Consider the following 26,603-nt stretch of genomic DNA (forward strand, 5'->3'; position numbering starts at 1 on the left):
GTTGATAGGCCAGATGTGGAAGCCCGGTAACGGGTGGAGCTGACTGGTACTAATAGGCCGAGGGCTTGTCCTCAGTTGCTCGCGTCCACTGTGTTAGTTCTGAAATAACGAACGGCCGTGTTTTCATCCGGTGTTGGTTAATTTCATAGTGTTTCGGTGGTCATTGCGTTAGGGAAACGCCCGGTTACATTCCGAACCCGGAAGCTAAGCCTTTCAGCGCCGATGGTACTGCAGGGGGGACCCTGTGGGAGAGTAGGACGCCGCCGAACTCCTTTTGATAGTTAAGCCCCGTGCCCTTGTGGCACGGGGCTTTTCTGCGTTCCGACCGTTTAAGGTCGTGACATGCGCTACGAACTGGTCATCTTCGACAACGACGGTGTGCTCGTGGACAGCGAGCCGATCTCCAACACCATCCTGGCCGGCTACCTCACTGAGCTCGGGCACCCCACCTCGTACGAGGAGTCCCTCCGCGACTACATGGGGTCCGCCGTGCACCGGGTGCACGACCTCGTCGAGGAGCGGGGCGGGGAGAAGCTGCCCGCGGACTTCGACGACACGCTCCACGCCCGGATCTTCGCCGCCTTCGAGCGGGAGCTCGTGCCCGTTCCCGGCGTGGAGGAGGTGCTGGGGGAGCTCGTCGCCGACGGGATCCCGTACTGCGTCGCCTCCTCCAGCAGTCACGAGCGGATCCGCGTCAGCCACCGCAAGACAGGGCTCGACCAGTGGTTCGAGGAGGAGTGGATCTTCTCGGCCGAGGACGTGGGCCGGGGGAAGCCGGCGCCCGATCTGTTCCTCCTCGCCGCCGAGCGGATGGGTGTCGCTCCCGAACGCTGCGTCGTCATCGAGGACAGCCCGCTCGGGGTGGAAGCGGCCAGGGCCGCGGGCATGGATGTGTACGGCTTCACGTCCATGATGCCGGCGGACCGCCTGGCCGGGGTGACCGGGCATTTCTCCGACATGGGACAGCTGCGGGAATTGCTTGCCTGACGTCTCTACCCATGGGTAGAGACTGGCCCTACGCTCGCGCCCATGACAGATGCACGTTTGCGGCACGGCAGAGCCTCCCTCGCGTTGAGCTTCTTCGTGCAGGGCGTCACCTTCGCTCTCCTCGTGACGCGGATACCCGCCATTCAGGACCGGTACGGGATATCCGACGGCCTGCTGCCCGTGTTCCTCGCCGCTGTGCCGATCCTGGCCGGTGTGGGCAGCGTGCTCACCGAGAAGGTGGTGGCGCGGGTACGGCCGAGGGTGGTCCTGCGGTGGGCGCAGCCGCTCGTGCTGCTCGCGCTGCTCGGCGTCGGGGCGGGCAGCGAGGTATGGCAAGCGGCCCTTGCGCTCGGTGTGTTCGGTCTGGCCGTCGGCGCGCTGGACGCCTCCATGAACATGATGGGGGTCAGCCTCCAGCGGGCGTACGGGCGCTCCATCATGCTCGGCTTCCACGCCGCGTACAGCCTGGGCGGGATCGCCGGGGCGTCCATGGCGTGGGCCGGGGCGCACTGGGACCTGTCGCTGCTGGTCTCCTACCTTCCGGCGGTCGTGGTGCTGCTGCCCGTCGCGTTCATCGGGAGCCGGTGGTACGTCGAGGGGAAGCAGGACGAGGAGCTGCCCCAGGGCGCGGAACGAGGGAAGGCCGGTTCGGTCTCCTTCAAGCTGCTGATGCCGCTCTGTCTGGTGATGTGCTTCGCGTACATCGGGGATTCGACGGTCTCCAACTGGAGCGCGAAGTACCTCCAGGACGTGCTGGGGAGTTCTGAGCAGCTCTCGACCGTCCCGTACAACGTCTACATGGTGACGACGCTGCTCGGGCGGGCCGTCGGGGACTTCGGGGTGCGGCGGTTCGGTGCGGTGGCCGTGGTGCGGTCGGGGAGTGTGCTGGCCGCGGCGGGGTTCGGGGTGGTGGCCGTCGCGGGCGGGGCCTGGGTGGGGATGCTCGGGTTCACCATGCTGGGGCTCGGGCTCTGTGTGATCGTGCCGCAGACGTTCGCGGCCGCCGGGCGGATGTTCCCGGGGGCGAGCGATACCGCCATCGCCCGGCTGAACATCTTCAACTACGTGGGGTTCCTCGTGGGCTCGCCCCTGGTGGGGGCGCTCGGGGATGCGTGGAGCTACCGGGGCGCGATGCTCGTGCCGATGGTGCTGGTGCTCGCGACGCTGGTGTACGCCAAGTCGTTCGGCGCGGAGCCCGCCCGATACGGTGGCGGGCATGAGCGGCCGCGCACAGTTGATGTGGGATGACGCAGTAACGGGATACGACTTCGGGGACAGTCATCCCATGGACCCGGTCAGGCTCGCCCTGACGATGGGGCTGGTGCGGGCGTTCGGGCTGGACCGGGCGGTGGACGTGGTGTCGGCCAAGGCTGCCGGTGACTCGACGCTGCGGCTGGTGCACCGGCCGGACTACGTGGCGGCCGTGCGGGCGGCCTCCGCCGATCCACGGGCAGCGGACCAGAGCTACGGGATCGGGACGACGGACGATCCCGCGTTCGCCGGCATGCACGAGGTGTCCGCGCTGATCGCCGGTCAGTCGGTGGCCGCGGCCGAGGCCGTGTGGCGGGGCGAGACCGCTCACGCCGTGAACTTCACCGGCGGGCTCCATCACGCCATGCCCGGCGGGGCGGCGGGTTTCTGCATCTACAACGATCCGGCGCTCGCCATCGCGCGGCTGCTGGAACTGGGGGCGGAGCGGGTCGCGTACGTCGATGTGGACGTGCATCACGGGGACGGGGTGCAGGCGGCGTTCTGGGAGGACCCGAGGGTTCTGACGGTCTCGCTGCACGAGCACCCGCGCACCCTTTTCCCGCAGACCGGCTGGCCGGAGGAGACCGGGGCCGGGGCGGGCGAGGGCGGTGCGGTCAATGTGGCGCTGCCTGCCGGTACGGGGGACGCGGGGTGGCTGCGGGCGTTCCACGCGGTGGTTCCTGAACTGCTCGCGGACTTCCGGCCGCAGGTCCTCGTGACGCAGCACGGGGCCGATACGCACTTCGAGGACCCGCTGGCCCACCTTGCGGTGTCGCTCGACGCGCAGCGGGCCGTGATGGCGGCCTGTCACGACCTGGCCCATGAGCACGCGGAGGGGCGCTGGGTGGCGCTCGGCGGGGGCGGTTATGCCGTGGTGGACGTGGTGCCGCGGTCCTGGACGCATCTGGTGGGCATCGCCGCGCACGCGCCGGTGGAGCCGGAGTCGGTGATCCCGTCGTCCTGGCGCGACGAGGTCTACGCCCGTACCCGGCAGTTGGGGCCGGCGCGGATGACGGACGGGCGTACCCCGTCGTGGAAGGCGTGGGAGGACGGTTACGACCCCGCCGACCGGCTGGACCAGGCAGTGCTCGCGACCCGGCGTGCGGCGTTTCCGCTGCGGGGGCTCCTGACCTGATACCGGGCCGGCTCGGCGGTGCCGGTTACGCCAACTGTGGGGCCCGATGCGGGTTTTGGCCCGGGGGCGCTGTCGGTGAGGGAGCATCGGCAGGGTGTTGAGCACCGGAGCGCTGCGTGCGCATCTGCTGGCGGCCCGGCTTGCCGGGCCCGTGGCCACCTCGCGGGAGACGAGCCTGCGCAGTTATCGGCTGTTCGCGGCCAGGGATCCGCGGGTGACGCTCGGGCTCGATCCCGGCGGGGGCTGGGGGGAGTTGGACCTGCTGCGGCTCATGGCCGACAAGTGCGGGGTCTCGGATGATCCCGCGCATGTCTCGGGGCCCGATGTGATCGATCCGGAGCGGACGATGGCGGGGCTGGACGCGTTTGCCGAGCGGTTGTCGGATGCCGCGGTCCGGCGGGCGCCGGTGCTGTTCGGGACGGGACATCCGCACCGGCTGCTCGGTTTCTACGCAGCGCTGGCAGACGCCTTGTCGGCGGTGGGGTGTCCCGTGCTCACCCCCGCGCAGGGGCGACGTATCGACATAACGACCCGGTTCGGCGTACGCACGTACAACCTCGACTACGTACGGGGAGTCGCGCTGGTGCGCGAACCCGGCGCGCGGGTGCCCGGCGGTGGCACCGGCGCACACACCCACTCGCCGCTGCCGCTGAGGGTGGCCCTGGAGGCTGCCGCGGACGGCCGCGGACCGCTGCCGGAACTTGTCGTGGGGGACCACGGCTGGGTCTGCGGAGCAGGTCAGCTGGGCATCGAGGCCATCGGTCTGGCCGATACGGACGATCCGGCGCTGTTCGTCGGAGAGGCGGAGGGCCGGGTGGCGGTTGCCGTTCCGCTCGACGACGCCGTGCGGTCCGCGTACTACCTGCCTCTGACGCGCTATGTACTCAATCGGGCGTGTCTGTCACAGTAGGCGGCCGATCGTCTCTCCTCTTCCCCACTCGCATCACCCGCCCCTAATCTGGGGAGTGAGCGCACAACGACGAAGAGTCACCGGAGGGGAAGCCGGTGCGCGTCTCGTGCGGAAGGTACAGGTGGGTCATGGCTGCTGACAGCGAGAGGCCTCTCAACGAGGTCAAGTTTCTGACCGTGGCGGAAGTCGCCTCGGTCATGCGAGTGTCGAAGATGACCGTGTACCGCTTGGTGCACAGTGGTCATCTGCCGGCGATCCGGGTGGGAAGGTCCTTCCGGGTGCCGGAGCAAGCGGTTCACGAGTATCTCCGCGAGTCCTTCGTGGGGGTGGGGACGGCCTGACATTCCCCTCGGATTACGTACCTCACGCGGTGGCGGGTAGGCTAGGCCGACGTAGGTCGTGTGGGCCCAGACGCCCCGCACCAGTGAAGAAGAAGTGAGCGAGGGTAGTCGTGGGCTCTGTTATCAAGAAGCGGCGTAAGCGGATGGCCAAGAAGAAGCACCGCAAGCTGCTCAAGCGCACGCGCGTTCAGCGTCGCAACAAGAAGTAAGCGAACGCAGTTCGTGAAATCCGCAGCCCTTTCGCCGATGAGGCGGGAGGGCTGCGGTGCTGTGCGGGCCCGGTACGCGGCGGTTCGTGCGGCAGGTGCGAACATTCGGGCCAAGACGCGGGACAAGGCCGCCGCGCAGACGTCACAGGGCAACATCCACCCGCTACGGTGACGACCGGGGGAGTGCCTTTTCAACGGGCGCTCCTTCGACCCACTTCACGGGATACCGACGGAAGGCGCTGATCTTGGGGAAGGTCGTGCTCGTCACGGGAGCGGCCCGCCAGCTGGGCGGCCGGTTCGTTCGGCGCATCCAGCGGGATCCGGACGTGGACCGGGTGATCGCGGTCGACGCGGTCGCGCCCGGGCACCAACTGGGCGACGCCGTCTTCGTCCGTGCGGACATCCGCCAGCCCGCCATCGCCAGAGTCCTCGCCGAGCACACGGTCGACACCGTCGTGCACCTGGACGTCAGCGGCAAGGCGCTCGGGGCCCAGGGGCGCACCGCGGTCAAGGAGACCAACGTCATCGGCACGATGCAGCTGCTCGGTGCGTGTCAGAAGTCGCCGTCCGTCCGGCGGCTGGTGGTCAAGTCCAGTACGAGTGTGTACGGCTCCGCGCCCCGCGACCCGGCGGTGTTCCACGAGACCACCCCGGCCAAGTCGCTGCCCAGCGGGGGCTTCGCGAAGGACGCGGTGGAGGTCGAGGGGTACGTACGGGGCTTCGCGCGCCGCAGGCCCGACGTGGCCGTGTGCGTGCTGAGGTTCGCCAACATCCTGGGCCCGGACCCGGACTCGCCGCTCGCCGACTATCTTTCGCTGCCGGTGCTGCCGACGGTCTTCGGGTACGACCCGAGGCTCCAGTTCGTCCACGAGGACGATGTCATGGACGTCCTCGGCATCGCCTCGGGCGAGCCGCGGCGCGGGACGCTGAACAGCGGCACGTTCAACATCGCGGGGGACGGGGTGCTGCTGCTCTCGCAGTGCTCGCGGCGGCTGGGGCGGCCGACGGTGCCGCTGCTGCTGCCCGCGGTCACATGGGTCGGGCAGGCGTTGCGTACCGTCGGCATGACGGACTTCGCTCCGGAACAGATCCGGTTGCTCACCCATGGCAGGGTGGTCTCCACGGTCCAGATGCGCGAGACCCTGGGCTTCAGGCCGAGGTTCTCCACGGCGGAGACCTTCGCCGACTTCGCGCGCAGCCGGGGGCCGGGACTGCTGCCGCCCGCGGCGGTGGGCCGGGCCGTCGACAAACTGGCCGCGATGCCGTTCGCCGGGGGCGGCGGCGACACACACCCGACTCCGAGCGCCAGGTAGAGGAGCGCACCGACGATGGCGGATGCCAAGGTCATTCCGTTCGACGACGACCGTTCGCGGTCGGGGGCCGTGCCGCGCGCCGCGCGCCGGCGGTCCTCGGGACGCGGCACAGGGTCCGTCAGCGCCCTGCCCGGGCAGCCGGCGGCCTCCGTGCCGCCGGAGCGGCCCGAGGAGGCCGTGGTGGCCCCTGAGGGCGCGGGCGGGGGCTGGGACCGGCGGATCGCCGGCGGGCTCGCGTTCCTGCGGCGGCGGGTCACGGGCGAGTACGACGTCGACGAGTTCGGTTACGACGAGGAGCTCACCGACCAGGTCCTGATGTCGATGCTGCGGCCGGTGTACGAGAAGTACTTCCGGGTCGAGGTGAAGGGCATCGAGAACATCCCGTCGGACGGCGGGGCGCTCATCGTGTCCAACCACTCGGGGACGCTGCCGCTGGACGGGCTGATGCTCCAGGTCGCGGTGCACGACAACCATCCGGCGGGGCGGCATCTGCGGCTGCTCGCTGCGGACCTGGTCTTCATGCTGCCGGTCGTGAACGAGCTGGCCCGCAAGGCCGGGCACACGCTGGCCTGCGCGGAGGACGCGGAGCGGCTGTTGCGGCAGGGTGAGGTCGTCGGGGTGATGCCCGAGGGGTTCAAAGGCATCGGCAAGCCGTTCGGCGAGCGGTACAAGCTGCAGCGCTTCGGGCGGGGCGGCTTCGTGTCCACGGCGCTGCGGGCCGGGGTGCCGATCGTGCCGTGCTCGATCGTGGGGGCGGAGGAGATCTACCCGATGATCGGCAACGCGAAGACGCTGGCGCGGCTGCTGGGCTTCCCGTACTTCCCGATCACGCCGACGTTCCCCTGGCTGGGGCCGTTGGGGGCGCTGCCGTTGCCGACGAAGTGGACGATCCAGTTCGGTGAGCCGATCGCCACGGACGGGTATCCGCTGGAGGCGGCGGAGGATCCGATGCTGATGTTCAACCTGACGGATCAGGTGCGGGAGCAGATTCAGCACACGCTGTACAAGTTGCTGGTGCAGCGGCGGTCGGTGTTCTTCTGAGCGTGCGGGGGCGCCCGGGCGTGGCGTCCTGTCCTCGATCGCCGGACGGGCCGGGAGGTGCCGGCCCTGGCTGTACCGGGGCGGGCGTCCTGTCCTCGACCGCCTGACGCGCTCGATTGTCGCCGGGGCGTGCTTGATCGTGCCGGACGGGCCTCGTGGGGCCCGTCCGGCGATCGCGTCAGTCCCTGTCGTCCTGGGCGTCGATCCCGAGGCCGCCGATCAGCCCGGGGATCAGCGGCGGCAGGGTGACGTCCGGCGACGGGGTCGTGCTCGGTGTCTCCTGCGACGGTGCGGTGGTGCCGGGCGACGGCGGGTCGAGGAGCCCGTCCCCGCCTCCGCCGATCAGGCCGTCCGCGGGGGTGCTGCCCGAGTCCGACGGCAGGGGCGAGGAGCTGGTGCCCGTACTGCTGTCGGGTGTGCCCGCGGGGGACGAGGGCGACGGGGTGTGCGAACGGGAGGACGGTGCCGAGCCGGTGCCGGTGGTGCCGGCCTCCCTGGATGCGCTGTCCGTCTCCGGGGGGCGGGGGAGCAGCGACTGCAGCGGTTCGACCTCTTCGTCTATGGCCGCGAAGACCGAACTCACCTGGTCGCCGACGTCGGTCAGCTGTACGGGGAGGCGGTCGCGGAGGCTGCTCCAGCTGTCTCGGTGGGAGCGGGAGAAGGAGTCGAGGGTCTGGATGGGGCCGATCGCGCCGTCGCGTTCGTACGCGGCGTGGAGCAGGCGGTGGCCCTCGGTGGCGTCGTGGGTCATGCCGTTGAGCGTGCGTCTGACCTCGCCGAGCTGCTCGTGGTCGAGGTCCCCGGAGCGGGCGCGCTCCATCAGCCTGCGGGCCTCGCTGAGCCGGGTGGAGGCCTGGTCCAGATAGGCCTCGCCGCGGCCCGTGTCGCCGTCGGCCAGGCCGAGGTGGATGTCCTCCATGCCGCGCTTCAGCCCGTAGAGGGAGTCACCCGGCAGGGCGTCGGAACTGGCAGCGGCCACTCCGCCGAAGGCTCCCGCGGCCACACCGACGGTGAGGCCGCCGGCCGCGAGGCCCTTCGTCCAGCGGGATCTTGGGCGCAGTTTCCGGAGTGGCGAGGCCCGGTGGGCCCCCTTGCCCCGTTGTTCGGGCACCGTAGGGTCCGCGGACACGCCGCCCTCGGCGAACATGGCCTCCATGGCGGCGACGAGCTGCGCTCGCTGCACCACTTTGACCTCGGGATCCAACTCCGGCTTCGGTAGCTCACCGAGGCCGTTCGCCAGGGCCAACAGCGGTCCGGGGTCGGCCTGTTCGGCCGGGTCCTCGGGCTGTACGGCCGCCGCACCGCGGAGCGACTGCTCCTCCAGGGCCTGGGCGAAGGCGTTCGCCCGCCGGTGTGCCGAAACGTTTGCGATCACTGGCGGCACCTCCTCTCGTCATGACGGTCGACTCCCCTGTGGGTCCGGAAGGTTGCACACCTTGAGCGCTTCCACACGATTGAGTGAGTGTCTGCGGACATGGCGTGACGACAGGGAGCCTGCAACCGGCACAACGAGTGGCGCGGCACTTGGGTTACGCACGAAAGATGATCGGACCAGTGTGTGATGAACACGTCGCCGAGGGTGACTCGGCCGGGGGTGGTGGGGTCAGCGGGCATCGTCCGGAAGGAGCCGGGCGAGGGTACGGACGGCGCGGTACTGCAGGGTCTTGATCGCGCCCTCGTTCTTGCCCATCACCCGGGCGGTCTCGGCGACCGAGAGGCCCTGCAGGAAGCGCAGGGTCACGCACTCCTGCTGCTGGGGGTTGAGTCGGCGCACGGCTTCGAGCAGTGCGGCATTGGACAGGGACTCCAGGACGGAGTCCTCGGGGCTGCGCTCGACCTCGTTGGCGTCGAGCATCTCGCCGGTGGTCACTTCCAGTCGGAAGCGACTGGATTTGAAGTGGTCGGCGACCAGATTTCGAGCGATGGTGACCAGCCAGGCGCCGAAGTCGCGGCCCTGCCAGGTGAAGGTGGAGATGCGCCGCAGGGCGCGCAGGAAGGTCTCACTCGTGAGGTCCTCCGCCGTCGCCTTGCCGCCCACCCGGTAGTAGATGTAGCGGTACACGGTGTCGCTGTACTGATCGTAGAGGCGGCCGAAGGCGTCGGCCTCGCCGGCCTGTGCGCGCTCGACGAGATCCATCATGCGCGCGCTGTCGCTGTCGGCCGTCGGCCGACGAACGGTGGACGTGGTCGTTGCGCCGCGGTTGCTGCGTCTTCCGACCGCCGCGCTGCGTTCAGCCAGGGCGTAGCAGGGGCCGGCAGGTGCAGGGGTGGCAAAGGCGGGTACGGCGTACGCGGTGGGGACGAAGCCGCGCAAGCGGTCGGCGACCGTTGCGCGCAGCGTAGCCAGGCCCGAGGCGTCAACCCCGACGTGTGGGTACACGGGACTCCCAGAGGCAGAGCTTCCATCACGTGCAGTGCGAAACCGTCACTCGTCGTAGTGAGTGGTGGGTTCCGGAATGCGTCTGAGGAGAATAACGCTTCGTACAGGCAGTGCTACACCCAGTTGCTCAAATCATCGATTACGTCGCTTCTGTAGCGACTATGCGACGCATCAAGTAGCACATCGTGACCGTTTATTGATCGGATTACTTCGCGATCTGTCATGCGCCGCGACAGGTTGTGGTCGAGTGCGGGTAACCCGACTGGCCGGAGCGGTCGGTGGGTATGGGGTCCCGATTGGCGGCAGGGGCCGGGCGTGGCCCGGCCCCGGCGGGCCGCCGGGGGAGCGGGTCAGTGGCGGCGGCGGCGCAGGGCGACGGCTGCCGCGGTGCCGCCGGCGAGAGCGCCCACCCCGGCCGCGGCCGGGATGCCGACCTTGGCCGCCTTGCGGCCGGTCCGGTAGTCGCGCAGCCGCCAGTCCAGGGCGCGCGCGTGCCTGCGGAGCTTGGTGTCCGGGTTGATCGCGTACGGGTGCCCGACCAGGGACAGCATCGGGATGTCGTTGTGCGAGTCGCTGTACGCCGCGCAGCGGGCCAGGTCCAGACCCTCGGCCGCGGCCAGGGCGCGTACCGCCTCGGCCTTCGCGGGGCCGTGCAGCGGTTCGCCGACCAGGCGCCCGGTGTAGACGCCGTCGACCGATTCGGCGACGGTGCCCAGCGCTCCGGTCAGGCCGAGCCGGCGGGCGATGATCGTGGCGGTCTCCACCGGGGCGGCGGTCACCAGCCAGACCTTCTGGCCGGCGTCGAGGTGGGCCTGGGCGAGTGCGCGGGTACCGGGCCAGATGCGGTCGGCCATGTACTCGTCGTAGATCTCCTCGCCGATCGACATCAGCTCGGAGACGCGGTGGCCCTTGACGATGGACAGGGCGCTGTCGCGGGCGTCCTGCATGTGTTCGGGGTCCTCGACGCCGGCCAGCCTGAACCAGGCCTGCTGCCAGGCGAACCGGGTGAGCTCACGGCGCTCGAAGAACTTCCGCTTGTACAGCCCGCGGCCGAAGTGGAAGATCGCGGCGCCCTGCATGACGGTGTTGTCGAGGTCGAAGAAGGCGGCGGCGCGGTCGTCGCCGACGACGGGGAATTCGGGCTCCCCGTCCCGTACGGCGGACTGCGTGCCGGGGCCGGCGCCGGCGGGCTGCTCGGCGGCGAGCGAGGACTTCCGTGCTGCCTCCGCCGCTGCTTCGCCTGCCAGCACGCTCCGTGCTGTCGCGGAACGCCTACGCGGTGTGAGCCATCCAAGAGCGGCCATGCCGTGAGCATAGCCAGTCGCCCCGCCCCTTCCCGACCTGCCGTGATGCGGTGGCGTGAACACTCGGGGACCGGCGTGTTGCGCGGGCGACCCGGGGGCGTATCCGGGAGCAAGGGCTGTCCCGCAATTCCTGGCGGGCGCACGACGACAGCTACGGCACCTCGCCGCCTTGTCGAAACGCCCCGATGTGTCCAGCATGCGGGCCGCTCTCCGCCTTGCGATGCACCGCATCCCACGTCGCGCGCTGATCCATCAGGAAGTGCGGGGCAGTCCGTGGGCGGGTGCAGGCCCGGGGGCGGCGCAGAATGAAAGGTATGAGTGCGCTGCTGCGTCGTACGAAGAAGAAGCCCGCCGACCGTGTGGTGACCCTGGTCGGTAAGCCGGGGTGTCACCTCTGTGACGACGCCAGGGAGGTGGTGCGGTCGGTCTGCGAGGAGACCGGCGCGTCCTGGGAGGAGAAGGACATCACCCGGGACGAGGAGTTGTACAAGGAGTACTGGGAGCAGATCCCCGTGGTCCTCGTAGATAACGAACAGCACACGTTCTGGCGGGTGGACCCGGCAAGACTGCGCAGCGCGCTGCTTTCCTGAGTGAAACCTGGTTACCATCGTGGGCGTTTTGAGTGGTCTCGGGGGCGTGGCTGTGAGGAGTGTGTTCCGCTTTGCCCCCTTCGGGCCTGCAACGGGCTGATGCGATCCGTGGTTCCTGGATCGCGCGACGGATGCGCGTGACCCCGGTCACTTTGACCGGACAAAACGGACACTATCTTTGTGCACGCGTTCACAAAGACATAGCCTGCATTCGACGGGGCGGTCTTGGGACATACGGCCGCCTGCAGCCCCGCTCATCCCGCAGGAGCACCGTGGCAACTGGCCGAAATCACCGACCGGCGACCCGTAGCCGAGGAATTCCCGAGGCCACCGTCGCCCGACTTCCGCTGTATCTCCGCGCGCTGACCGCGCTCTCCGAGCGTTCGGTCCCCACGGTCTCCTCCGAGGAGCTCGCCGCGGCGGCGGGGGTCAACTCCGCGAAGCTGCGCAAGGACTTCAGCTATCTCGGTTCGTACGGTACGCGCGGCGTCGGCTACGACGTCGAGTACCTCGTCTACCAGATCTCCCGCGAGCTCGGCCTCACGCAGGACTGGCCGGTCGCCATCGTCGGCATCGGTAACCTCGGCGCGGCCCTCGCCAACTACGGCGGTTTCGCCTCCCGCGGGTTCCGGGTCGCCGCACTGATCGACGCCGATCCCGCGATGGCCGGAACGCCGGTCGCCGGGATCCCCGTCCAGCACGCCGACGACATGGACCGCATCATCAGCGAGAACGGCGTCTCGATCGGCGTGATCACCACGCCGCCCGGCGCTGCCCAGCAGGTCTGCGACCGGCTGGTCGCCGCGGGCGTCACCTCCATCCTGAACTTCGCTCCGACCGTGCTCTCGGTGCCCGACGGCGTCGACGTCCGCAAGGTCGACCTCTCCATCGAGCTGCAGATCCTCGCCTTCCACGAGCAGCGCAAGGCCGGCGAGGAGGCCGCCGACAGCGGCCCCGACCCTGCCGCGCCGCCCGTGCGCGCCACGACCAGCAGCCGGAAGGGACCCGACGGGGACATGCCCGCCGTGATGCCGGCATGAGTCTCCTCGTCGTAGGACTGAGTCACCGCAGCGCCCCCGTCTCCGTGCTGGAGCGGGCCTCGCTGTCCGCCGACAGCCAGGCCAAGCTGCTGCAGGACACCCTTGCCGCGGAACCCGCGGCCGAGGCCGCCGTCCTTGCCACCTGCAACCGCATCGAGCTGTACGCCGACGTGGACAAGTTCCACGCGGGCGTCGCCGAGCTGTCCACCCTCCTCGCCCAGCACAGCGGCGTCGGTCTGGACGAGCTCACTCCGTATCTCTATGTGCACTACGAGGACCGGGCCGTCCACCACCTCTTCTCGGTGGCCTGTGGGCTGGACTCGATGGTCGTGGGCGAGGGCCAGATCCTCGGCCAGATCAAGGACGCGCTGGCCCTGGGGCAGGAGCTCCACACCGCAGGACGGCTGCTGAACGACCTCTTCCAGCAGGCCCTGCGGGTCGGCAAGCGCGCTCACAGCGAGACCGGGATCGACCGGGCCGGGCAGTCGCTCGTCACCTTCGGTCTGGAGCAGCTCGCCGACGGGCGCGACCCCGTGGCCTGGGCCACGGGCAAGCGTGCCCTGGTGATCGGCGCGGGCTCGATGTCCTCGCTGGCCGCCGCGACCCTGGCCCGTACCGGTGTCGCCGAGATCGTCGTCGCCAACCGCACCCGCGCCCGCGCAGACCGTCTGGTCGAGATCCTCAACCAGGCCGGCGGTACCGGCGTGGCCGCCCACGCCGTGGAGATGGCCGCCGTCTCCGACGAACTGACACGTGCCGACGTCGTCGTCTCCTGCACCGGAGCCACCGGGCTCGTCCTGAGCGCCGAGGCCGTCGCCGGTGCGCTCGGGCTGGACTTCGACCCCGCGCACGAGGTGCCCGTCCTGCCCGTGCCGGCGCCGCTCGCCGAGCCGGACGCGCAGCACGCGGCGTGGGTGGAGAACGGTTCCGCCACCACGACCGCACAGGCCCAGGCCGTCCGCCGGATCCCCGCGCAGTCCACCGGCCCCGTCCGGCTCGCCCTGCTGGACCTCGCCATGCCGCGCGACATCGACGGCGGCGCGGCCCGCCTCGACGGTGTGCGCCTCGTCGACATCGAGTCGCTCGCGGAGGCGTCCGCGGACGCCCCGATGGCCGCCGATGTGGACCAGGTGCGCACCATCGTCGCCGACGAGGTCGCCGCCTTCGGTGCCGCCCAGCGCGCCGCCCACATCACTCCCACCGTCGTCGCCCTGCGCACGATGGCAGCCGGAGTGGTCGCGGGCGAGATCGCCCGGCTGGACGGCCGCCTCCCCGACCTGGACGAGAAGCAGCGCGCCGAGATCTCGCAGACCGTGCGCCGCGTCGTCGACAAGCTCCTGCACGCGCCCACCGTGCGGGTCAAGCAGCTCGCCAGCGAGCCCGGCGGCGCCGGGTACGCCGATGCGCTGCGGGAACTCTTCGACCTCGACCCGCAGACGGTCGCAGCCGTCTCCCGGGCAGACCTGAACGACCCGAATCGAGGGCGGTCATGACCGACAACTCACCCCTGGGCGCGGGGGCCAACCGGCCGCTGAGGCTGGGGACCCGGCGCAGCAAGCTCGCCATGGCGCAGTCGGGCCTCGTGGCCGACGCGGTCAGCGAGGTGACCGGGCGCGCCGTCGAACTCGTCGAGATCACCACGTACGGGGACACCTCGCGCGAGCACCTCGCGCAGATCGGCGGGACCGGTGTCTTCGTCGCCGCACTGCGCGAGGCGCTGCTGCGCGGCGAGGTGGACTTCGCCGTCCACTCGCTCAAGGACCTGCCGACCGCGCAGCCCGAGGACCTCGTGCTGGCCGCAGTGCCGGTCCGTGAGGACCCGCGCGACGCGCTGGTGGCGCGCGACGGGCTGACCTTCGAGCAGCTTCCGTCCGGCGCCCGCGTCGGCACCGGCTCGCCGCGCCGCATGGCGCAGCTCAACGCGTACGCCCGCAGTCACGGCCTCGACATAGAGACCGTGCCGATCCGCGGCAACGTCGATACGCGTATCGGATTTGTGCGAAGCGGTGAACTCGACGCGGTGGTACTCGCCGCGGCCGGGCTCAGCCGCCTCGGACGGAGCGGTGAGGTGACCGATTTCCTGTCGGTCGACACCGTTCTGCCCGCTCCCGGCCAGGGAGCACTGGCGATCGAGTGCGCTGCGAGCAGCGCCGACCTCGCCGCCGCGCTCGCCGAGCTCGACGACCCGTACACCCGGGTCGCCGTGACCGCCGAGCGATCCCTGCTCGCCGCCCTGGAGGCCGGCTGCTCCGCACCTGTGGGTGCGCTGGCCGACCTCCTGGCCGACGGCCAGGCTGTCAACGAACTGCGCCTGCGCGGTGTCGTCGGTTCCATCGACGGTTCCTCGCTGGTACAGATGTCCACCACCGGTCCCGTCCCCACGTCGCACGACGACGCGGCGGCCCTCGGTCGCGAACTCGCGGCCGAGATGCTCGCCAAGGGTGCGGCCGGTCTTATGGGGGAGCGAGCACTTTGAGCCCCACCGGCCACGCCGCATCCGAATACCCGGTCCTGTCCGCAGGGCACGTCACCTTCCTCGGCGCCGGTCCCGGCGACCCGGGACTGCTGACTCTGCGCGCCGTCGAGGCGCTTGCGAGCGCGGACGTTCTTGTCGCCGAGCCGGACGTTCTCGGCGTCGTCCGCAGCCATGCGCGGGCAGGCGTAAGCACGCCTGAACTGACGGTTGTTGACGCGCAGTCAACAGCCGCCGGTGTTCCCGTTCTCAGGGATGCGGTCAATCTTGTCATGGAGGCCGCCAAGGGCGGCAGGCGGGTCGTCCGTGCCGTCGCCGGCGATCCCGGTCTCGACGGCAGCGCGGGCGGCGAGATGCTGGCCTGCGCCGCCGCGGGTATTCCCTTCGAGGTCGTGCCGGGTGTCGCCAACGCCGTGGGCGTGCCCGCGTACGCCGGGGTGCCGCTGCGCGACGCGCAGGGCGCGGACGTCCGGTTCATCGACGCCCGCACCGCCTCGGACCGTTGCTGGAGCGAGGTCGGCGCCAGCGACTCCACGTGCGTGATCTCGACGTCGCTCGACGCGGTGGCCGCGGCTGCCGGTGAGCTGGTCTCGGCGGGCCGCAAGCCCGACACCCCGCTGACCGTGACGGTCGCCGGTACGACGACGCGCCAGCGCACCTGGACGGCGACGCTCGGCACGATCGCGCAGGTCTTCAAGCAGGGCAAGATCCTGCCGTCGCCGGACGGGCACCAGCCCGTCATAGCCGTGGTCGGGGAGCGCAGCTCCGCCGCCCAGCGCGACCAGCTCGCGTGGTTCGAGTCCAAGCCGATGTTCGGCTGGAAGGTCCTCGTGCCGCGGACGAAGGAGCAGGCGGCCTCTCTCTCCGACCAGCTTCGTTCCTACGGCGCCGTGCCGCACGAGGTCCCGACGATCGCCGTCGAGCCGCCGCGTACTCCGCAGCAGATGGAGCGGGCGGTCAAGGGCCTGGTCACGGGCCGCTACGAGTGGATCGCGTTCACCTCGGTGAACGCCGTGAAGGCCGTCCGGGAGAAGTTCGAGGAGTACGGGCTCGACGCCCGTGCCTTCGCCGGGATCAAGGTCGCGGCCGTCGGCGAGCAGACCGCCGCCGCGCTCGTCGACTTCGGTGTGAAGCCGGACCTGGTGCCCTCGGGCGAGCAGTCGGCCGCGGGTCTGCTGGAGGACTGGCCGCCGTACGACCCGGTCTTCGACCCGATCGACCGCGTCTTCCTGCCGCGTGCCGACATCGCCACCGAGACGCTGGTGGCCGGGCTCATCGAGCTGGGCTGGGAGGTCGACGACGTCACCGCGTACCGCACGGTGCGCGCCTCGCCGCCGCCCGCCGACACGCGTGAGGCGATCAAGGGCGGCGGTTTCGACGCGGTGCTCTTCACCTCGTCCTCGACCGTGCGCAACCTGGTCGGCATCGCCGGCAAGCCGCACAACGTGACGATCATCGCGTGCATCGGCCCGGCCACGGCGAAGACCGCCGAGGAACACGGGCTGCGCGTGGACGTCCTCGCGCCGGAGCCCTCGGTGCACAAGCTGGCGGAGGCCCTTGCAGAGTTCGGCGCGCAGCGCCGTGACGCGGCGAAGGAGGCCGGGGACCCGGTGACGCGGCCGAGCGAGCGCCGTCCGGGTGCGCGGCGGCGTCGCACGACGACCTGATCCGTCGCCGTCCCATCGGATCCGGGGCCCGGCCGCTTCTTCGTGAAGCGGCCGGGCCCCGGCCGTTTCCTGCCGGGCTTTCCCGGCGGAGGTGTCGGTAAGAGCGTGATGTGTGCGGGTCTAGTCTCGAAGGATGACTGTGTACGGAAACTTCCCCGGCTCTCGCCCCCGACGGCTGCGGACGACCCCCGTGATGCGGCGGATGGTCGCCGAGACACGGCTCGACCCGGCGAATCTGATCCTGCCCGCGTTCGTGCGCGAGGGCATCGACGCCCCCGTCGCCATCTCGGCCATGCCCGGCGTGCAGCAGCACACCCTGGACACCCTGCGGAAGGCCGCGGTCGACGCGGTCTCGGCGGGCGTCTCGGGGATCATGCTGTTCGGTGTGCCGCTGGACGAGAAGAAGGACGCCCGCGGCACGGCGGGAACCGACCCGGACGGCATCCTCCAGCTCGGTCTGCGTGCGGTGCGCGAGGAGGTCGGTGACGATCTCGTCGTCATGTCGGACCTCTGCCTGGACGAGACCACGGACCACGGCCACTGCGGTGTGCTGACCGAGGACGGGCGGGTCGACAACGACGCGACGCTGGAGCGGTACGCGGAGATGGCCCAGGTCCAGGCCGACGCGGGCGCCCATGTGGTCGGCCCCAGCGGCATGATGGACGGCCAGGTCGGCGTGATCCGCGACGCCCTGGACCAGACCGGGTACGAGGACGTGTCGATCCTCGCGTACACGGCGAAGTACTCCTCCGCCTTCTACGGCCCCTTCCGCGAGGCTGTCGGCTCCTCGCTCAAGGGCGACCGCAAGACGTACCAGCAGGACCCGGCCAACCTCCGCGAGTCGATGCGCGAGCTGGCGCTCGATCTCGCCGAGGGCGCGGACATGGTCATGGTGAAGCCGGCCGGTCCGTACCTCGACGTCCTGGCGAAGGTCGCCGATTCGGTGGACGTGCCGGTCGCCGCGTACCAGATCAGCGGTGAGTACGCGATGATCGAGGCGGCCGCCGAGAAGGGCTGGATCGACCGCGATGCGGCGATCATGGAGAGCCTGACCGGGATCCGGCGGGCGGGCGCGCAGATGATCCTGACGTACTGGGCGACGGAGGTCGCGCAGAAGCTGCGGCGCGCCTGAGCGGCTGCTGAGGCGGTGGCCGGGGCGGGCACAGCGCAGCCGGTCCGCGGGGGCGGCGACGGCTCGTGAACGGTCCGGCCGTCTGCCGGCCGCGCCTGTGGTGAGGCCCCCGGGCTGTGGGCCCGGGGGCCTTGTTCAGTGGCGTGTGGCGCACCTGGGGACGGGGATCGTCCGGGTCCGGGGCTGTGCGGCCCCGTCAGCGGTTGAGCACTTCCTCGATCTTGGTGGCCACGCGCTCGGCCTGGATGTCACGGCCCTTCTCGTTGGGGTGCGCGTACCAGGGGATCGGGGAGCCGAAGAAGTCGAGCTTGGAGCCCTCCAGCAGGCCGCCGATGCCCCGGTCGGCGCCGTCGCACGCCGTGTTCCTGCCGGTGTGGGCGTAGAGGTCGACGAAGTCGGCGCCGGTGTCGTCGGCGGCCTTCTTCATGGCGTCGTCCAGCCGCTTCTGGGCCTGGTCCAGGACGGGCAGCGCGTCATTGGGGACGTCGGCGAACGGCAGTTCCGTCTGGCCGGGAGCCGCGGTCGCGCACTTGGCCGGGTCCTGGGGCACGAGCCGGGGGTAGCCGACCAGGACCCGATCGGCGTACGGGGAGATGGCGCCCATGCCGTCGAGCATGTCCACCAGCTCGGCTTCGGTCTGCTCGACCTTGTAGTCCAGCCAGGCCTTTCCGTCGCCGGACGTGAAGAAGTCCGCGCACTCGCCGGCCGCGCTGTCCGGGTCCACCGGAGATCCGGGCAGGGCGCTTCCCTCGTCACCCCGGAGCTTGGCGGAGCACTGCTTGAGGATGCTGGTGAAGCCGAACGTGTTGCCGCCCACGCCGCCCACGATCAGCCTCGTGTCGTCCTTGAGCGCGTCCCGCTGCGCCGGCACCGTCCCGGCGCCGAAGGGCAGCGGCTGCTGACGCCAGAAGTTCTCGACGAGCGCGCCTCCGCAGGAGACGTCCGACTGGACGTTGAGCGTGATGCTCTTGTCCGCCAGGCGCCGGGTGGCGACGGCGGGATAGTTCTCCGTGGCCTGGAAGCACCAGCCCCTCTCGTTGTCCATGTTGTTCACGGGAGAGATGCCGAAGTTGGCGGTGTAGGAGTCGCCGAAGAAGACGGTCGGTACCGGGTCGGCGGGGGCCGCGTCGGCGGTTCCCGCCGGGACGGCGAGTGCCAGGCAGCTGCCCAGTGCGGCGACCGCGGCGGCCAGCCGTCGTGCCCGTGGAGTGGTCGGCGTCTTACGCATGGCTGAAGACATGCCTGTGCCCTTTCGCAGTGACCCACAAGGTGAGCAAGCAGAAAATCACGCTCCGTATTCATACACATACGGAGCGTGATATTCCAGTGCTTGTGGATCATGCTCGACGCGCCGGAGGTGACCGTCACCCCGATGAGGCGGACCGCCGCGCGGGTGTCGGCCGGTCGTCGTTCAGGAGCCGATGTGCGCGGCGAAGGCCGTCCAGGCGGTGGGGGCGAGGGTGAGCGTGGGGCCCTCGGGGTTCTTGGAGTCGCGGACGTGGACGGCGGCGGGGTGCGCGGCGATCTCTACGCACTGCCCGCCTTCGCTGCCGCTGTAGCTCGACTTCTGCCAGTCGTAGGCGACTTCGAGGCAGGCGCCACCCTCGCTGCCGCTGTAGCTGGACTTGAACCACGTGTATGTGGTGCTCATTGCTCTCCCAGCAGGCTGTCCAACAGGCCCACGGTGTCTTCGGGGTTGAGGGCCTGAGCTCGCAGCATCGCATATTTCTGGGACAGGATGCTGACCTCGTCGGGGTCGGAGACGAGCAGGCTGCCGCGCTGTGTTTCCGAGTAGGCGACGTGCTGGTAGTCCGGTGTCTCCAGCAGGGTGAAGGGCCCGTCGAGCCCGGCGTGTGTGCGGTGGTTCAGGGGGAGTACCTGGAGGCAGATGCCGGGAAGCGCGGCGCATGCGCGCAGGTGCCGCAGCTGCTCCGCATGCTCCTCGTCGTCGACGAGTTGCAGTCTCACGACCGGCTCCCAGATCACGAAGCTGACGGTCGGAGGCTGGGCGCGCCGCAGGATCTCCTGCCGTCCCAGGCGCCCTGCGGTCTGGTCCCCGATCTTCTCCTCGCTGAAGACCGGAACCCTGTTGCGGAACACCGCACGCGCGTACGCCTGCGTCTGGAGGAGCCCGGGAACGACCTGGTTGTCGTACCAGGACAGGGCGAGTGCCTCCCGCTCCAGGTCCATGTACTCCTCCGCCCATGCCGGGATCAGGTCCACCTCCGGCATGTTCTCCACCGCCGTCGCCAGCGCCCCCTTCGTCTCCAGCAGGGTGTCCATGCGGCGCGCCAGCGGCAGTTGGAGGGCGCGTCTGCCCTGTTCGATGGAGGCGACGGTCTCCGGCTGGATGCAGGTCCGTTCGGCCAGTTGGCGCTGGGTCAGCCCGGCCGCGGTGCGGAACTGGGCAACCAACGCGCCCACCAGCCTCATCGCCGACGCGTTCTTACGCTGCCGATTCCTGGGTTGCATACGGTCCCCACTTCCCACCCGCATTCGTGCTTCACGCGCGCAGGGCCCGTACAAGAAATCTGTACGGGCGCGCGCACTGCGACAGCCTAGTCACCGAGTGTGACGCTCGCTCCATGAACGAGACGATGCAACTCCCGCTGCTGTGCGAGCGGTTCTTCCGGCGTGAGCGCCGGTCGGTCCCGGCCGCCCGGGAGTTCGTACGGAGCGTGCTGGCCGACTGGGGGTTCGGTGAGGCGCGGGCGGACGAGGTGCTGGTGTGTGTGAGCGAACTGGCCACCAACGCGCTGGTGCACGGGGTGCCACCCGGGCGTGGGTACAAGGTGATGCTGTGGCTGCGGGACGGGGGACAGGTCCGGGTCGAGGTGCACGACAGCGGCGACGGGGAGCCCGGGGTGCGGGAGCCCGACGGGGAGTCGGGGCGGGGGCTGGTGATCGTGGAGGCGCTGGCGGACCGGTGGGGGGTGGGCGAGCGGGTGCCCGGGAAGGTCGTGTGGTGCGAGTTCGGGTGAGGTTGTGCGCGGTCAGGCCGGGGGCAGCCGGTCGGTGAACTCGACCGCCTCGCGTACGTCCTCGTCCGGGTCCTCTGCCAGTCGTTGGAGCAGCGCGTCGACTCCTGGGGTCCGCCAGCGGGCCACGGCCTCGACCAGGGCCACGCGGACGTCCGCGTCGGGATGGTCGGCGAGGTGGGCGAGTTGGTCGATCGGACCACGTCGGCGGAAGCCGAACCAGTACAGGGTCGCGCACAGCTGGGCGGCGTCGTCTGCTTCGGTGATCCGGGCGAGCAGGACGGACGGCGCGGGTGCGGGCCCGTCCAGCGGATGCGGCCTGCGGCGGCGAAGGCGCTGGGAACCGTACTCACCGCGTACCCGGCAGCCGTAACAGGTGCAGGGCGCCGTGCCGTTGGAGCCGGGGAAGTAGCGCCAGCCGGTCACCTGGCGGACGGCGCGTACGCGGTGGATCTCGGCCCGGGTCGCGGCCCTGGGGAGGAAGACCTCCCAGCCGCGGGGGTCCTCCAGGGCGGCCAGTCGGCGGACGGCTTCGCTTGCCGTGGTGGCGGTGGGGGCGGGGCGGTTGCTGTAGTGGCCGACCGTGACGGGTTCGTCGTCCGGCAGTCGCAGGTGGACGGCGACGAGGCCGCGTGGGCCGCCGTGGCGGGCGAGTTCGCGCAACCACTGGTGGGTCAGTGTGTAGGAGGGCAGGACCGGGAAGCAGAACAGTCCCTTGTCGTCGTCCCGGCCATGACTGACGGCCCGTATCCCGGACTTGCGGATACGGGCCGCGTGGGCTGCGGGTGTCAGGTGGACGAACATGGCCATGGCGCCGATGGTAGAGCGACCGGCCGGATCGTGCCGCCGGTGGCGGGCACGGCCCGCGTCTGCGGGTTCTCTGCCGCGTACACCGGCCTTGTCCTTACGATCGACGGCATGAGAGCTTCTGGAACCTTCACCGTCACCTCGTTCGTCCCGGCCGATCTGAAGCCCGACCCCGAGGTGACCACCGCACTCCCCGTCGGCGTCGCGACCATCGTGAAGAGCTTCGAGGGCGAGATCACGGGGCGTTCGACGACTCTGTTCACCGCCGCCTTCGACCAGGCCGCCGGCGCCGGCACCTACGTGGCGATGGAGTCCTTCGAAGGGGCGGTCGACGGCCGCGAGGGCACGTTCAACTTCGTGCACTCGGCCTCGACGAGCGGCGACGACCGCAGCAACGAGTTCTTCGCGATCGCGCCGTCCAGCGGAACCGGCGCGCTGGCCGGGATCCGCGGGGGCGGCGGGCTGGTCGTCGACGAGGACGGCACCCACCGGATCTGGTTCGACTTCGACTTCGACGCCGGCCCCGCAGCAGACGCTCAGTAGGTGAGCGCGTCCGCCATCTCGGTCTGCCAGTAGGTGACGAAGCCGTTGTCGTCCCAGTAGGTGTCGGAGGGGAGCGTCAGGCTGACCGGGGTGCCCGTCGAGCCTTCGCCGCTCCTGGCGGAGAAGTGCACCTGAAGGCGCGTGGCCTCGCGCGGGGACGGGCCGGCGCCGGGCTCGCCGGTCAGGCCGATGGCGGCGTACGCGGAGTGGCCCGGGTCAAGCGTCACGACGGCCTGCGGCTTGCTGTCGTCCAGGACCGGGAAGGCGGCCTGCGCGTCGTCGAAGCGGAGCGCCGGCGCGTAGTACGCGTAGCAGGGGCGGTCGCCGGTGTTGGTCAGGGTCAGCAGCAGGTGGTTGAGGGGGCGGCTCACCGTGGTGACGGCGGTCCGGGTGTTCCCGCCGTCGCACGTGACGGGAGTGCGGTCGGGCTTGGTGGCGCTGCCGCTGCCTGTTCGCTTCGTGGCGTCGGGGGTGTTCTTCCCGTCGCTCCTGGCGGGGGGAGCGGCGGTGTCCTTCGAGGTGCCGCCCGTGTCGGTGGTCTTCTCCTCCGGAGCGGCGGTCGCCGCCGGGGGCGGGGACTGCTTGACGGCCTGGTGGGCGGCCGGAGCGGCCGCTCCCGCCTTGGCGCTTTCGCTGCTGCCGGTCTCACTGCCGCAGGCGGTGAGGGAGAAGGCGGCCAGGAGGGCGGTGGCGGCGAGGGTGGTGGTGCGGATGAGGTTGCTGCGCATGGTGGTGCTCCCCGTGATGTCGTGAAGTGCGGCGGTGGTGGTCTGTGGCGGGTCAGTAGGCGAGGGCGTCGTCCATGCTCATCTGCCAGTAGGTGACGGACAGGCTGCTGTCCACGTGGACGCTCTTGGAGAGCGGCACGCTGACCGACGAGCCGGTGTTGTCGGAGTTGCCGTCGCGGTTTTGGAAGCTGACCTCCAGGTCCTTGGTGCTGTAACCGTTCGAGCCGCTGCCGTCGGCGGACGAGGTCATGGCCCCGGCGTAGGCGGACTCACCCGGGTTGATGGTCACCACGGCCTGCGGCTTGCTGTCCTCGAAGGTGTTCGGCACGGACTGGGCCTCGCCGAACTTCAGGTACGGGTAGGAGTAGGCGTTGCAGGCCTTCGAGCCGGTGTTGGTCATCGTGAGCAGCATGTGGTTGACGGGGCGGCTCACCTCGGTCATCGACAGCTTGGTGTTCGCCCCGGTGCAGGTCACCGTGACCGCGTCGCCGCTGTCGTCGCCGGTGTCGTTGCCGCCGTTGTCCTTCGGCTTCGTCGTGGAGGTGCCGCCACCGGAGCCCGAACCGGTGGCGTCCTTGCCCTGGTCGGCGTCCGGGGCCGCCGTGCTCTTGTCGCCGGAGGAGCCTGCGCTCTCCGCCGGGGTCTTCGAAGCGGAGCCGGCCGAAGCGGAGGCGAGGGCGTCGTACGGCTCCGGGTCGTCGCTCTGGCAGGCCGTCAGGGACAGGGAGGCGATCAGCGCGACGGCGCCGAGGGCGGAGGTGCGGGCGGTGCGGCGGAAGTTGGGAGTACGCATGAGATGCATTCCGTTCGTTGAGTGGTGCGGAGTGTGGGGCGCCGCTTTGGCGCGCCGGGGCCTGACCGATGTACTGGACAATGACGTGTGGTCAGAGGTGCCACAGGAGTGCGATGACGGTTGTGACCGAGGCGATCAGAACTCCTGTGGCCACTGCGTCGGTCATGCTGAGTTGAGGACGAGTACGCACGGCAGCTCCCGGTGGCGGGCGAGTTGGTGGGTGCACGAGTCGCGCTGCTCGCCCTTGCCGGGGTGCCGCTGCGGTGTGTTCCACCATCGTGTCCGGTCCGCGAATCCGGTGGCAACGGATCCCGGCCGGTACGGGACGCTGGAACGGAAATATGGCCTCTGACCTGCGATGACATCACCTGCCTGGGACGCCGTTCCGGGAGGGTAGGAGAGGGGAACGGTCAGGGTGGGCACGGAGATCCAGGACTTCGCGGCATTGCTCAGGGGGCTGAAGGAGCGCTCGGGGCTGAGTTACGGAGCGCTGGCCCAGAAGCTGCACATGAGCACCTCCACGATTCACCGGTACTGCAACGGCGAGGCGGTCCCGTACGACTACGCGCCGGTCGAGCGCTTCGCGCGCGTGTGCCGTGCGACGCCGGACGAGTTGGTGGCGCTGCACCGGCAGTGGATCCTCGCCGACGAGGCGAAGCGGCGGGGCGCCCGGAAGACCGAGGCGGTCGGGACGTTCGAGCCGTCGTTGGTGACGTCGGAGCTCTCGGCCCCGGCGCCGGTGAACCGGGATGAGCCGGGACCGGGGCCGGAAGGAGAACCGGGGCCGGACGCACAAGCGGAAGCGGAGCCGGAGGTGGCTGCCGACGCGACGGTGGCCGACGACGTGACCCCGGATGCGCGGAACGCCGGTGCCGCGCCGGTCCCGGGCCGGTTGTCCAACAAGCGGCTACGGGTCCTGCTCGCGACCGCCGCGGTCGTGGCGCTCACGGTGCCCACCGCCCTGGCGATCAACCACTACTCGGGCGACCGCACCCGCGAGGAGGGCATGGACACGCCCCGCAGCAGCGCCCCGGTCACGCCGAGCCGGAGCGGCAGCACGTCTCCGTCGCCGAGTCCTTCGAAGCCCTCGCCGTCAGCGACCACCGGCTCGGCTTCACCCTCCGCCACGGCCGCGAAGTCCACCGCGCCCCAGGGTGCGGACGGGAAGGAGGCGAAGGGAGGCGGGTCCCGGGCGGTGCCGGTGACCGCCACTCTCAGCGCGTACAACTGGGACTGGCCATGCAGCCAGTACTTCCTGCTCGACCGTGACCCCAAGGGCATGCCGCCGGTGCCCGACGCCGCGGACAGGGCCAGGCGCAACTGGGCGGCGCAGCTGGGCGGGGTGGACGCGGGGAAGATGCTGATCGAGCTCACCCTGCAGGGAGCGTCGCAGCAGGCGGTCGTCCTGAAGGGGCTCCATGTCCGGGTGGTGAAGCAGGAGGCCGCGACCGACTGGCCCGCGTACTCGATGGGGGAGGGCTGCGGGAGCGGCATCGTGCCGCAGACGTTCGACATCGACCTGGACGACGGCCAGCCCGTATCGCGGCCGGTCGCGGGTGAGGACGCGGGCAAGGCCGTGCCGGCGAAGAACTTCCCCTACCGGGTGAGCTCCACCGACGTGGAGGTGTTCCACCTCGACGCGCACACCGAGGATCACGATGTGACCTGGTACCTGGAACTGGAGTGGTCCAGCGGGGACCGGAGCGGGATGGTGCGCATCGACGACAACGGCAAGCCGTTCCGTACGGCCGGTATGAGGAACCGGCCTGTGTACGAGTACCGGTCGGACACGGCCGAGTGGCAGGACATCTCGGAGTCGTTGGAGGGGCAGGGCAACTGACCACCGGGTCGTCCTCGGCGAGCGGGCCGGGCCGGGGTTCCCCGTCGCGCGGACGGTGCGGCCGCGCCTTGGGACGTGTTTTGAAAGGTGCCGGTGTGCTGGGTGGGCCGTCGGGAAAGGTCGCGGGCCGCCATCCAGATCGTGGGGGTGCGGGCTTGCGGTTGCCGCTGCGGCAGCTTCTACCGTCTTTGACAGGGCCGGAGAAACCGGTCTGGTGACGGGATTGTGAGGGAGAGGGCGATGGACTGGCCTATCGCGGAGGTCGCCCGCACGGTCGCCTCGATGACCCCGCAGGACATCGAGGCCGGGCAGCGCGAGCGCACGACACAGATGATCCTGCTGGCCGACCTGATGGCCGCCGGCCACCCGGCCGACGCCGTGCCCGTGCAGGCCCAGATCGACTCCCAGTACCAGGCCATGACCGAACTGCGGCCCGTCTCCGCCGAGGAGTACCGCGCCGTCGGACGCTCCTGCGTGGACAACAGCGCCTGGCGCGCTGCGTACGAGGCGATCGCACCGGGCCTGGCCGCGTACCAGCGCGACGCCATCGAGGTTTATGCCACGACCCGGCTCAGCTGACTGCTTTCCGGGGCTGTCCCGCGAGACCAGCCCGGAGAGCAGTTGGTTCGTCGCACCAACAGGCGCACCTCGCCCGGCCTATCAGTTGCCGAGCGAGGTGCTGCCCGTCATCGTCACCATCGAACCAGGTCGAGTGAGTACCTCCCGACGAGCGAAGTGATCGCTGCTGGAACTCGCGAACAGAACCACGCGGCGATAGAACTTACGTCAGGTCACAGCCATTCGTTGATAGCTGCGATGAGGGTGGTTGCCTCGAAACGGGCCGCCGGTTTGTCGAACCGGCTCTCCATCGCCCGGTTCCGTTGCGTCAGGCCTGCTTGCGGCGGCGGGCCACCACGACGAGCGCGGTGCCTGCGGCGAGTACCGCCGCGCCGCCGATGACGATCGGGATCGTGCCGTTACTGCCGGTCGAGGCCAGATCGCCGCCGTCGTGGAATTGGTCAAGACCAATGCTTGATTACGCTCGACGCTCGGGGCTCGAAGCCCGAGGCTCGGGACCCGGGCTTCGAGCTTCGAGGCGGTCGATTCACTCGTTCGAGGGGCGGCGGGGCGGGCTCGGCCC

The 26,603-nt window shown here is 70.3% G+C and carries 27 protein-coding genes, 2 rRNA genes and 1 pseudogene; 20 read left to right on the forward strand and 10 right to left on the reverse strand.

The window, feature by feature from the left end; genetic code table 11:
- The 10 genes from ABZ434_RS00005 to ABZ434_RS00050 all read left to right on the forward strand — a co-directional run.
- Positions 1-73 (forward strand): 23S ribosomal RNA (locus tag ABZ434_RS00005); the annotation flags it as partial.
- 79 nt (positions 74-152) lie between these two features.
- Positions 153-269: ribosomal RNA gene (gene rrf / locus ABZ434_RS00010) — 5S ribosomal RNA — on the forward strand.
- A 73-nt stretch (positions 270-342) separates the two neighbouring features.
- Positions 343-987, forward strand: a complete 645-nt coding sequence (locus tag ABZ434_RS00015) for an HAD family hydrolase (protein ID WP_359130882.1) — start codon at positions 343-345, stop codon at positions 985-987.
- A gap of 42 nt (positions 988-1,029) precedes the next feature.
- On the forward strand, positions 1,030-2,235 hold the full coding sequence (locus ABZ434_RS00020) for an MFS transporter (RefSeq protein WP_359130883.1): 1,206 nt from the start codon (positions 1,030-1,032) through the stop codon (positions 2,233-2,235).
- Positions 2,204-3,373: an acetoin utilization protein AcuC gene (locus ABZ434_RS00025; RefSeq protein ID WP_359130884.1), complete on the forward strand. Its 1,170-nt coding sequence runs from the start codon at positions 2,204-2,206 to the stop codon at positions 3,371-3,373. Before ABZ434_RS00020 ends, ABZ434_RS00025 begins: the two co-directional genes overlap by 32 nt.
- Before the next feature lie 94 nt (positions 3,374-3,467).
- Positions 3,468-4,283, forward strand: coding sequence for a phosphatase (locus tag ABZ434_RS00030; protein WP_359130885.1), 816 nt, complete (start codon positions 3,468-3,470; stop codon positions 4,281-4,283).
- 128 nt (positions 4,284-4,411) lie between these two features.
- Positions 4,412-4,624 carry a helix-turn-helix domain-containing protein gene (locus ABZ434_RS00035; protein WP_123460011.1) on the forward strand — a complete coding sequence of 71 codons (213 nt, stop codon included), beginning with the start codon at positions 4,412-4,414 and terminating at the stop codon, positions 4,622-4,624.
- Positions 4,625-4,734: 110 nt separating this feature from the next.
- Positions 4,735-4,833 (forward strand): AURKAIP1/COX24 domain-containing protein, encoded by a 99-nt coding sequence (locus ABZ434_RS00040; protein WP_003948845.1) that lies wholly within the window; start codon positions 4,735-4,737, stop codon positions 4,831-4,833.
- A 245-nt stretch (positions 4,834-5,078) separates the two neighbouring features.
- Positions 5,079-6,146 carry an NAD-dependent epimerase/dehydratase family protein gene (locus ABZ434_RS00045; RefSeq protein ID WP_359130887.1) on the forward strand — a complete coding sequence of 356 codons (1,068 nt, stop codon included), beginning with the start codon at positions 5,079-5,081 and terminating at the stop codon, positions 6,144-6,146.
- Positions 6,147-6,161: 15 nt separating this feature from the next.
- Complete coding sequence (locus tag ABZ434_RS00050) at positions 6,162-7,187, forward strand: lysophospholipid acyltransferase family protein (protein ID WP_359130888.1); 1,026 nt, start codon at positions 6,162-6,164, stop codon at positions 7,185-7,187.
- 178 nt (positions 7,188-7,365) lie between these two features.
- Here the strand turns inward: ABZ434_RS00050 and ABZ434_RS00055 are convergent, their stop codons facing one another.
- The 3 genes from ABZ434_RS00055 to ABZ434_RS00065 all read right to left on the reverse strand — a co-directional run bounded on the left by ABZ434_RS00055 (position 7,366) and on the right by ABZ434_RS00065 (position 10,871).
- Positions 7,366-8,562 carry a DUF5667 domain-containing protein gene (locus tag ABZ434_RS00055; protein WP_359130890.1) on the reverse strand — a complete coding sequence of 399 codons (1,197 nt, stop codon included), beginning with the start codon at positions 8,560-8,562 and terminating at the stop codon, positions 7,366-7,368.
- A gap of 228 nt (positions 8,563-8,790) precedes the next feature.
- Complete coding sequence (locus ABZ434_RS00060) at positions 8,791-9,567, reverse strand: ECF subfamily RNA polymerase sigma factor, BldN family (protein WP_359130891.1); 777 nt, start codon at positions 9,565-9,567, stop codon at positions 8,791-8,793.
- Positions 9,568-9,917: 350 nt separating this feature from the next.
- Positions 9,918-10,871 (reverse strand): HAD-IB family hydrolase, encoded by a 954-nt coding sequence (locus ABZ434_RS00065; RefSeq protein WP_359130893.1) that lies wholly within the window; start codon positions 10,869-10,871, stop codon positions 9,918-9,920.
- Positions 10,872-11,185: 314 nt separating this feature from the next.
- On the opposite strand from ABZ434_RS00065, the gene ABZ434_RS00070 reads away from it, so the two are divergent.
- The 6 genes from ABZ434_RS00070 to hemB all read left to right on the forward strand — a co-directional run bounded on the left by ABZ434_RS00070 (position 11,186) and on the right by hemB (position 17,773).
- Complete coding sequence (locus ABZ434_RS00070) at positions 11,186-11,461, forward strand: glutaredoxin family protein (protein WP_359130895.1); 276 nt, start codon at positions 11,186-11,188, stop codon at positions 11,459-11,461.
- Between the two features lie 272 nt (positions 11,462-11,733).
- Positions 11,734-12,501, forward strand: a complete 768-nt coding sequence (locus ABZ434_RS00075) for a redox-sensing transcriptional repressor Rex (RefSeq protein WP_359130897.1) — start codon at positions 11,734-11,736, stop codon at positions 12,499-12,501.
- Positions 12,498-13,994 (forward strand): glutamyl-tRNA reductase, encoded by a 1,497-nt coding sequence (locus tag ABZ434_RS00080; RefSeq protein ID WP_359130898.1) that lies wholly within the window; start codon positions 12,498-12,500, stop codon positions 13,992-13,994. The genes ABZ434_RS00075 and ABZ434_RS00080 overlap by 4 nt, the downstream gene beginning before the upstream one ends.
- Positions 13,991-14,977 (forward strand): hydroxymethylbilane synthase, encoded by a 987-nt coding sequence (hemC, locus tag ABZ434_RS00085; protein WP_359130901.1) that lies wholly within the window; start codon positions 13,991-13,993, stop codon positions 14,975-14,977. Before ABZ434_RS00080 ends, hemC begins: the two co-directional genes overlap by 4 nt.
- The gene (locus tag ABZ434_RS00090; protein WP_359130902.1) at positions 14,974-16,641 is read left to right on the forward strand and encodes a bifunctional uroporphyrinogen-III C-methyltransferase/uroporphyrinogen-III synthase; all 1,668 of its coding nucleotides are present in this window, start codon (positions 14,974-14,976) and stop codon (positions 16,639-16,641) included. Before hemC ends, ABZ434_RS00090 begins: the two co-directional genes overlap by 4 nt.
- 133 nt (positions 16,642-16,774) lie before the next feature.
- Positions 16,775-17,773: a porphobilinogen synthase gene (hemB, locus tag ABZ434_RS00095; RefSeq protein WP_359130903.1), complete on the forward strand. Its 999-nt coding sequence runs from the start codon at positions 16,775-16,777 to the stop codon at positions 17,771-17,773.
- A 196-nt stretch (positions 17,774-17,969) separates the two neighbouring features.
- Here hemB and ABZ434_RS00100 read toward each other — a convergent pair whose 3' ends face one another.
- The 3 genes from ABZ434_RS00100 to ABZ434_RS00110 all read right to left on the reverse strand — a co-directional run bounded on the left by ABZ434_RS00100 (position 17,970) and on the right by ABZ434_RS00110 (position 20,206).
- Positions 17,970-19,013 carry an SGNH/GDSL hydrolase family protein gene (locus ABZ434_RS00100; protein WP_359130904.1) on the reverse strand — a complete coding sequence of 348 codons (1,044 nt, stop codon included), beginning with the start codon at positions 19,011-19,013 and terminating at the stop codon, positions 17,970-17,972.
- Positions 19,014-19,184: 171 nt separating this feature from the next.
- Positions 19,185-19,424, reverse strand: a complete 240-nt coding sequence (locus ABZ434_RS00105; RefSeq protein ID WP_359130905.1) for a DUF397 domain-containing protein — start codon at positions 19,422-19,424, stop codon at positions 19,185-19,187.
- On the reverse strand, positions 19,421-20,206 hold the full coding sequence (locus tag ABZ434_RS00110) for a helix-turn-helix transcriptional regulator (protein WP_359130906.1): 786 nt from the start codon (positions 20,204-20,206) through the stop codon (positions 19,421-19,423). Before ABZ434_RS00110 ends, ABZ434_RS00105 begins: the two co-directional genes overlap by 4 nt.
- A 152-nt stretch (positions 20,207-20,358) precedes the next feature.
- On the opposite strand from ABZ434_RS00110, the gene ABZ434_RS00115 reads away from it, so the two are divergent.
- Positions 20,359-20,754: an ATP-binding protein gene (locus ABZ434_RS00115; protein WP_359130907.1), complete on the forward strand. Its 396-nt coding sequence runs from the start codon at positions 20,359-20,361 to the stop codon at positions 20,752-20,754.
- Positions 20,755-20,766: 12 nt separating this feature from the next.
- Here the strand turns inward: ABZ434_RS00115 and ABZ434_RS00120 are convergent, their stop codons facing one another.
- Positions 20,767-21,561 (reverse strand): HEAT repeat domain-containing protein, encoded by a 795-nt coding sequence (locus tag ABZ434_RS00120; protein ID WP_359130908.1) that lies wholly within the window; start codon positions 21,559-21,561, stop codon positions 20,767-20,769.
- Between the two features lie 108 nt (positions 21,562-21,669).
- On the opposite strand from ABZ434_RS00120, the gene ABZ434_RS00125 reads away from it, so the two are divergent.
- Positions 21,670-22,101 carry a DUF3224 domain-containing protein gene (locus ABZ434_RS00125; protein WP_328949187.1) on the forward strand — a complete coding sequence of 144 codons (432 nt, stop codon included), beginning with the start codon at positions 21,670-21,672 and terminating at the stop codon, positions 22,099-22,101.
- Here the strand turns inward: ABZ434_RS00125 and ABZ434_RS00130 are convergent.
- Entirely contained in the window at positions 22,095-22,829 is a 735-nt protein-coding gene (locus ABZ434_RS00130) for a DUF4232 domain-containing protein (protein ID WP_359130910.1), read from the reverse strand. The genes ABZ434_RS00125 and ABZ434_RS00130 overlap by 7 nt on opposite strands.
- A gap of 52 nt (positions 22,830-22,881) precedes the next feature.
- Positions 22,882-23,622: a DUF4232 domain-containing protein gene (locus tag ABZ434_RS00135; RefSeq protein ID WP_359130911.1), complete on the reverse strand. Its 741-nt coding sequence runs from the start codon at positions 23,620-23,622 to the stop codon at positions 22,882-22,884.
- 415 nt (positions 23,623-24,037) lie between these two features.
- Between ABZ434_RS00135 and ABZ434_RS00140 the strand changes: the two genes are divergently transcribed.
- Together ABZ434_RS00140 and ABZ434_RS00145 are read left to right on the forward strand one after the other, a co-directional pair.
- On the forward strand, positions 24,038-25,462 hold the full coding sequence (locus ABZ434_RS00140) for a helix-turn-helix transcriptional regulator (RefSeq protein WP_359130912.1): 1,425 nt from the start codon (positions 24,038-24,040) through the stop codon (positions 25,460-25,462).
- Between the two features lie 261 nt (positions 25,463-25,723).
- Positions 25,724-26,041 (forward strand): annotated as a pseudogene (locus ABZ434_RS00145) (TipAS antibiotic-recognition domain-containing protein); the annotation flags it as partial.
- A gap of 307 nt (positions 26,042-26,348) precedes the next feature.
- Here the strand turns inward: ABZ434_RS00145 and ABZ434_RS00150 are convergent.
- Complete coding sequence (locus ABZ434_RS00150; protein WP_359131399.1) at positions 26,349-26,492, reverse strand: LAETG motif-containing sortase-dependent surface protein; 144 nt, start codon at positions 26,490-26,492, stop codon at positions 26,349-26,351.
- Positions 26,493-26,603 lie beyond the last annotated feature (111 nt).

It is taken from the genome of Streptomyces sp. NPDC005761 (genome assembly GCF_040630635.1).
Classification (GTDB): domain Bacteria; phylum Actinomycetota; class Actinomycetes; order Streptomycetales; family Streptomycetaceae; genus Streptomyces.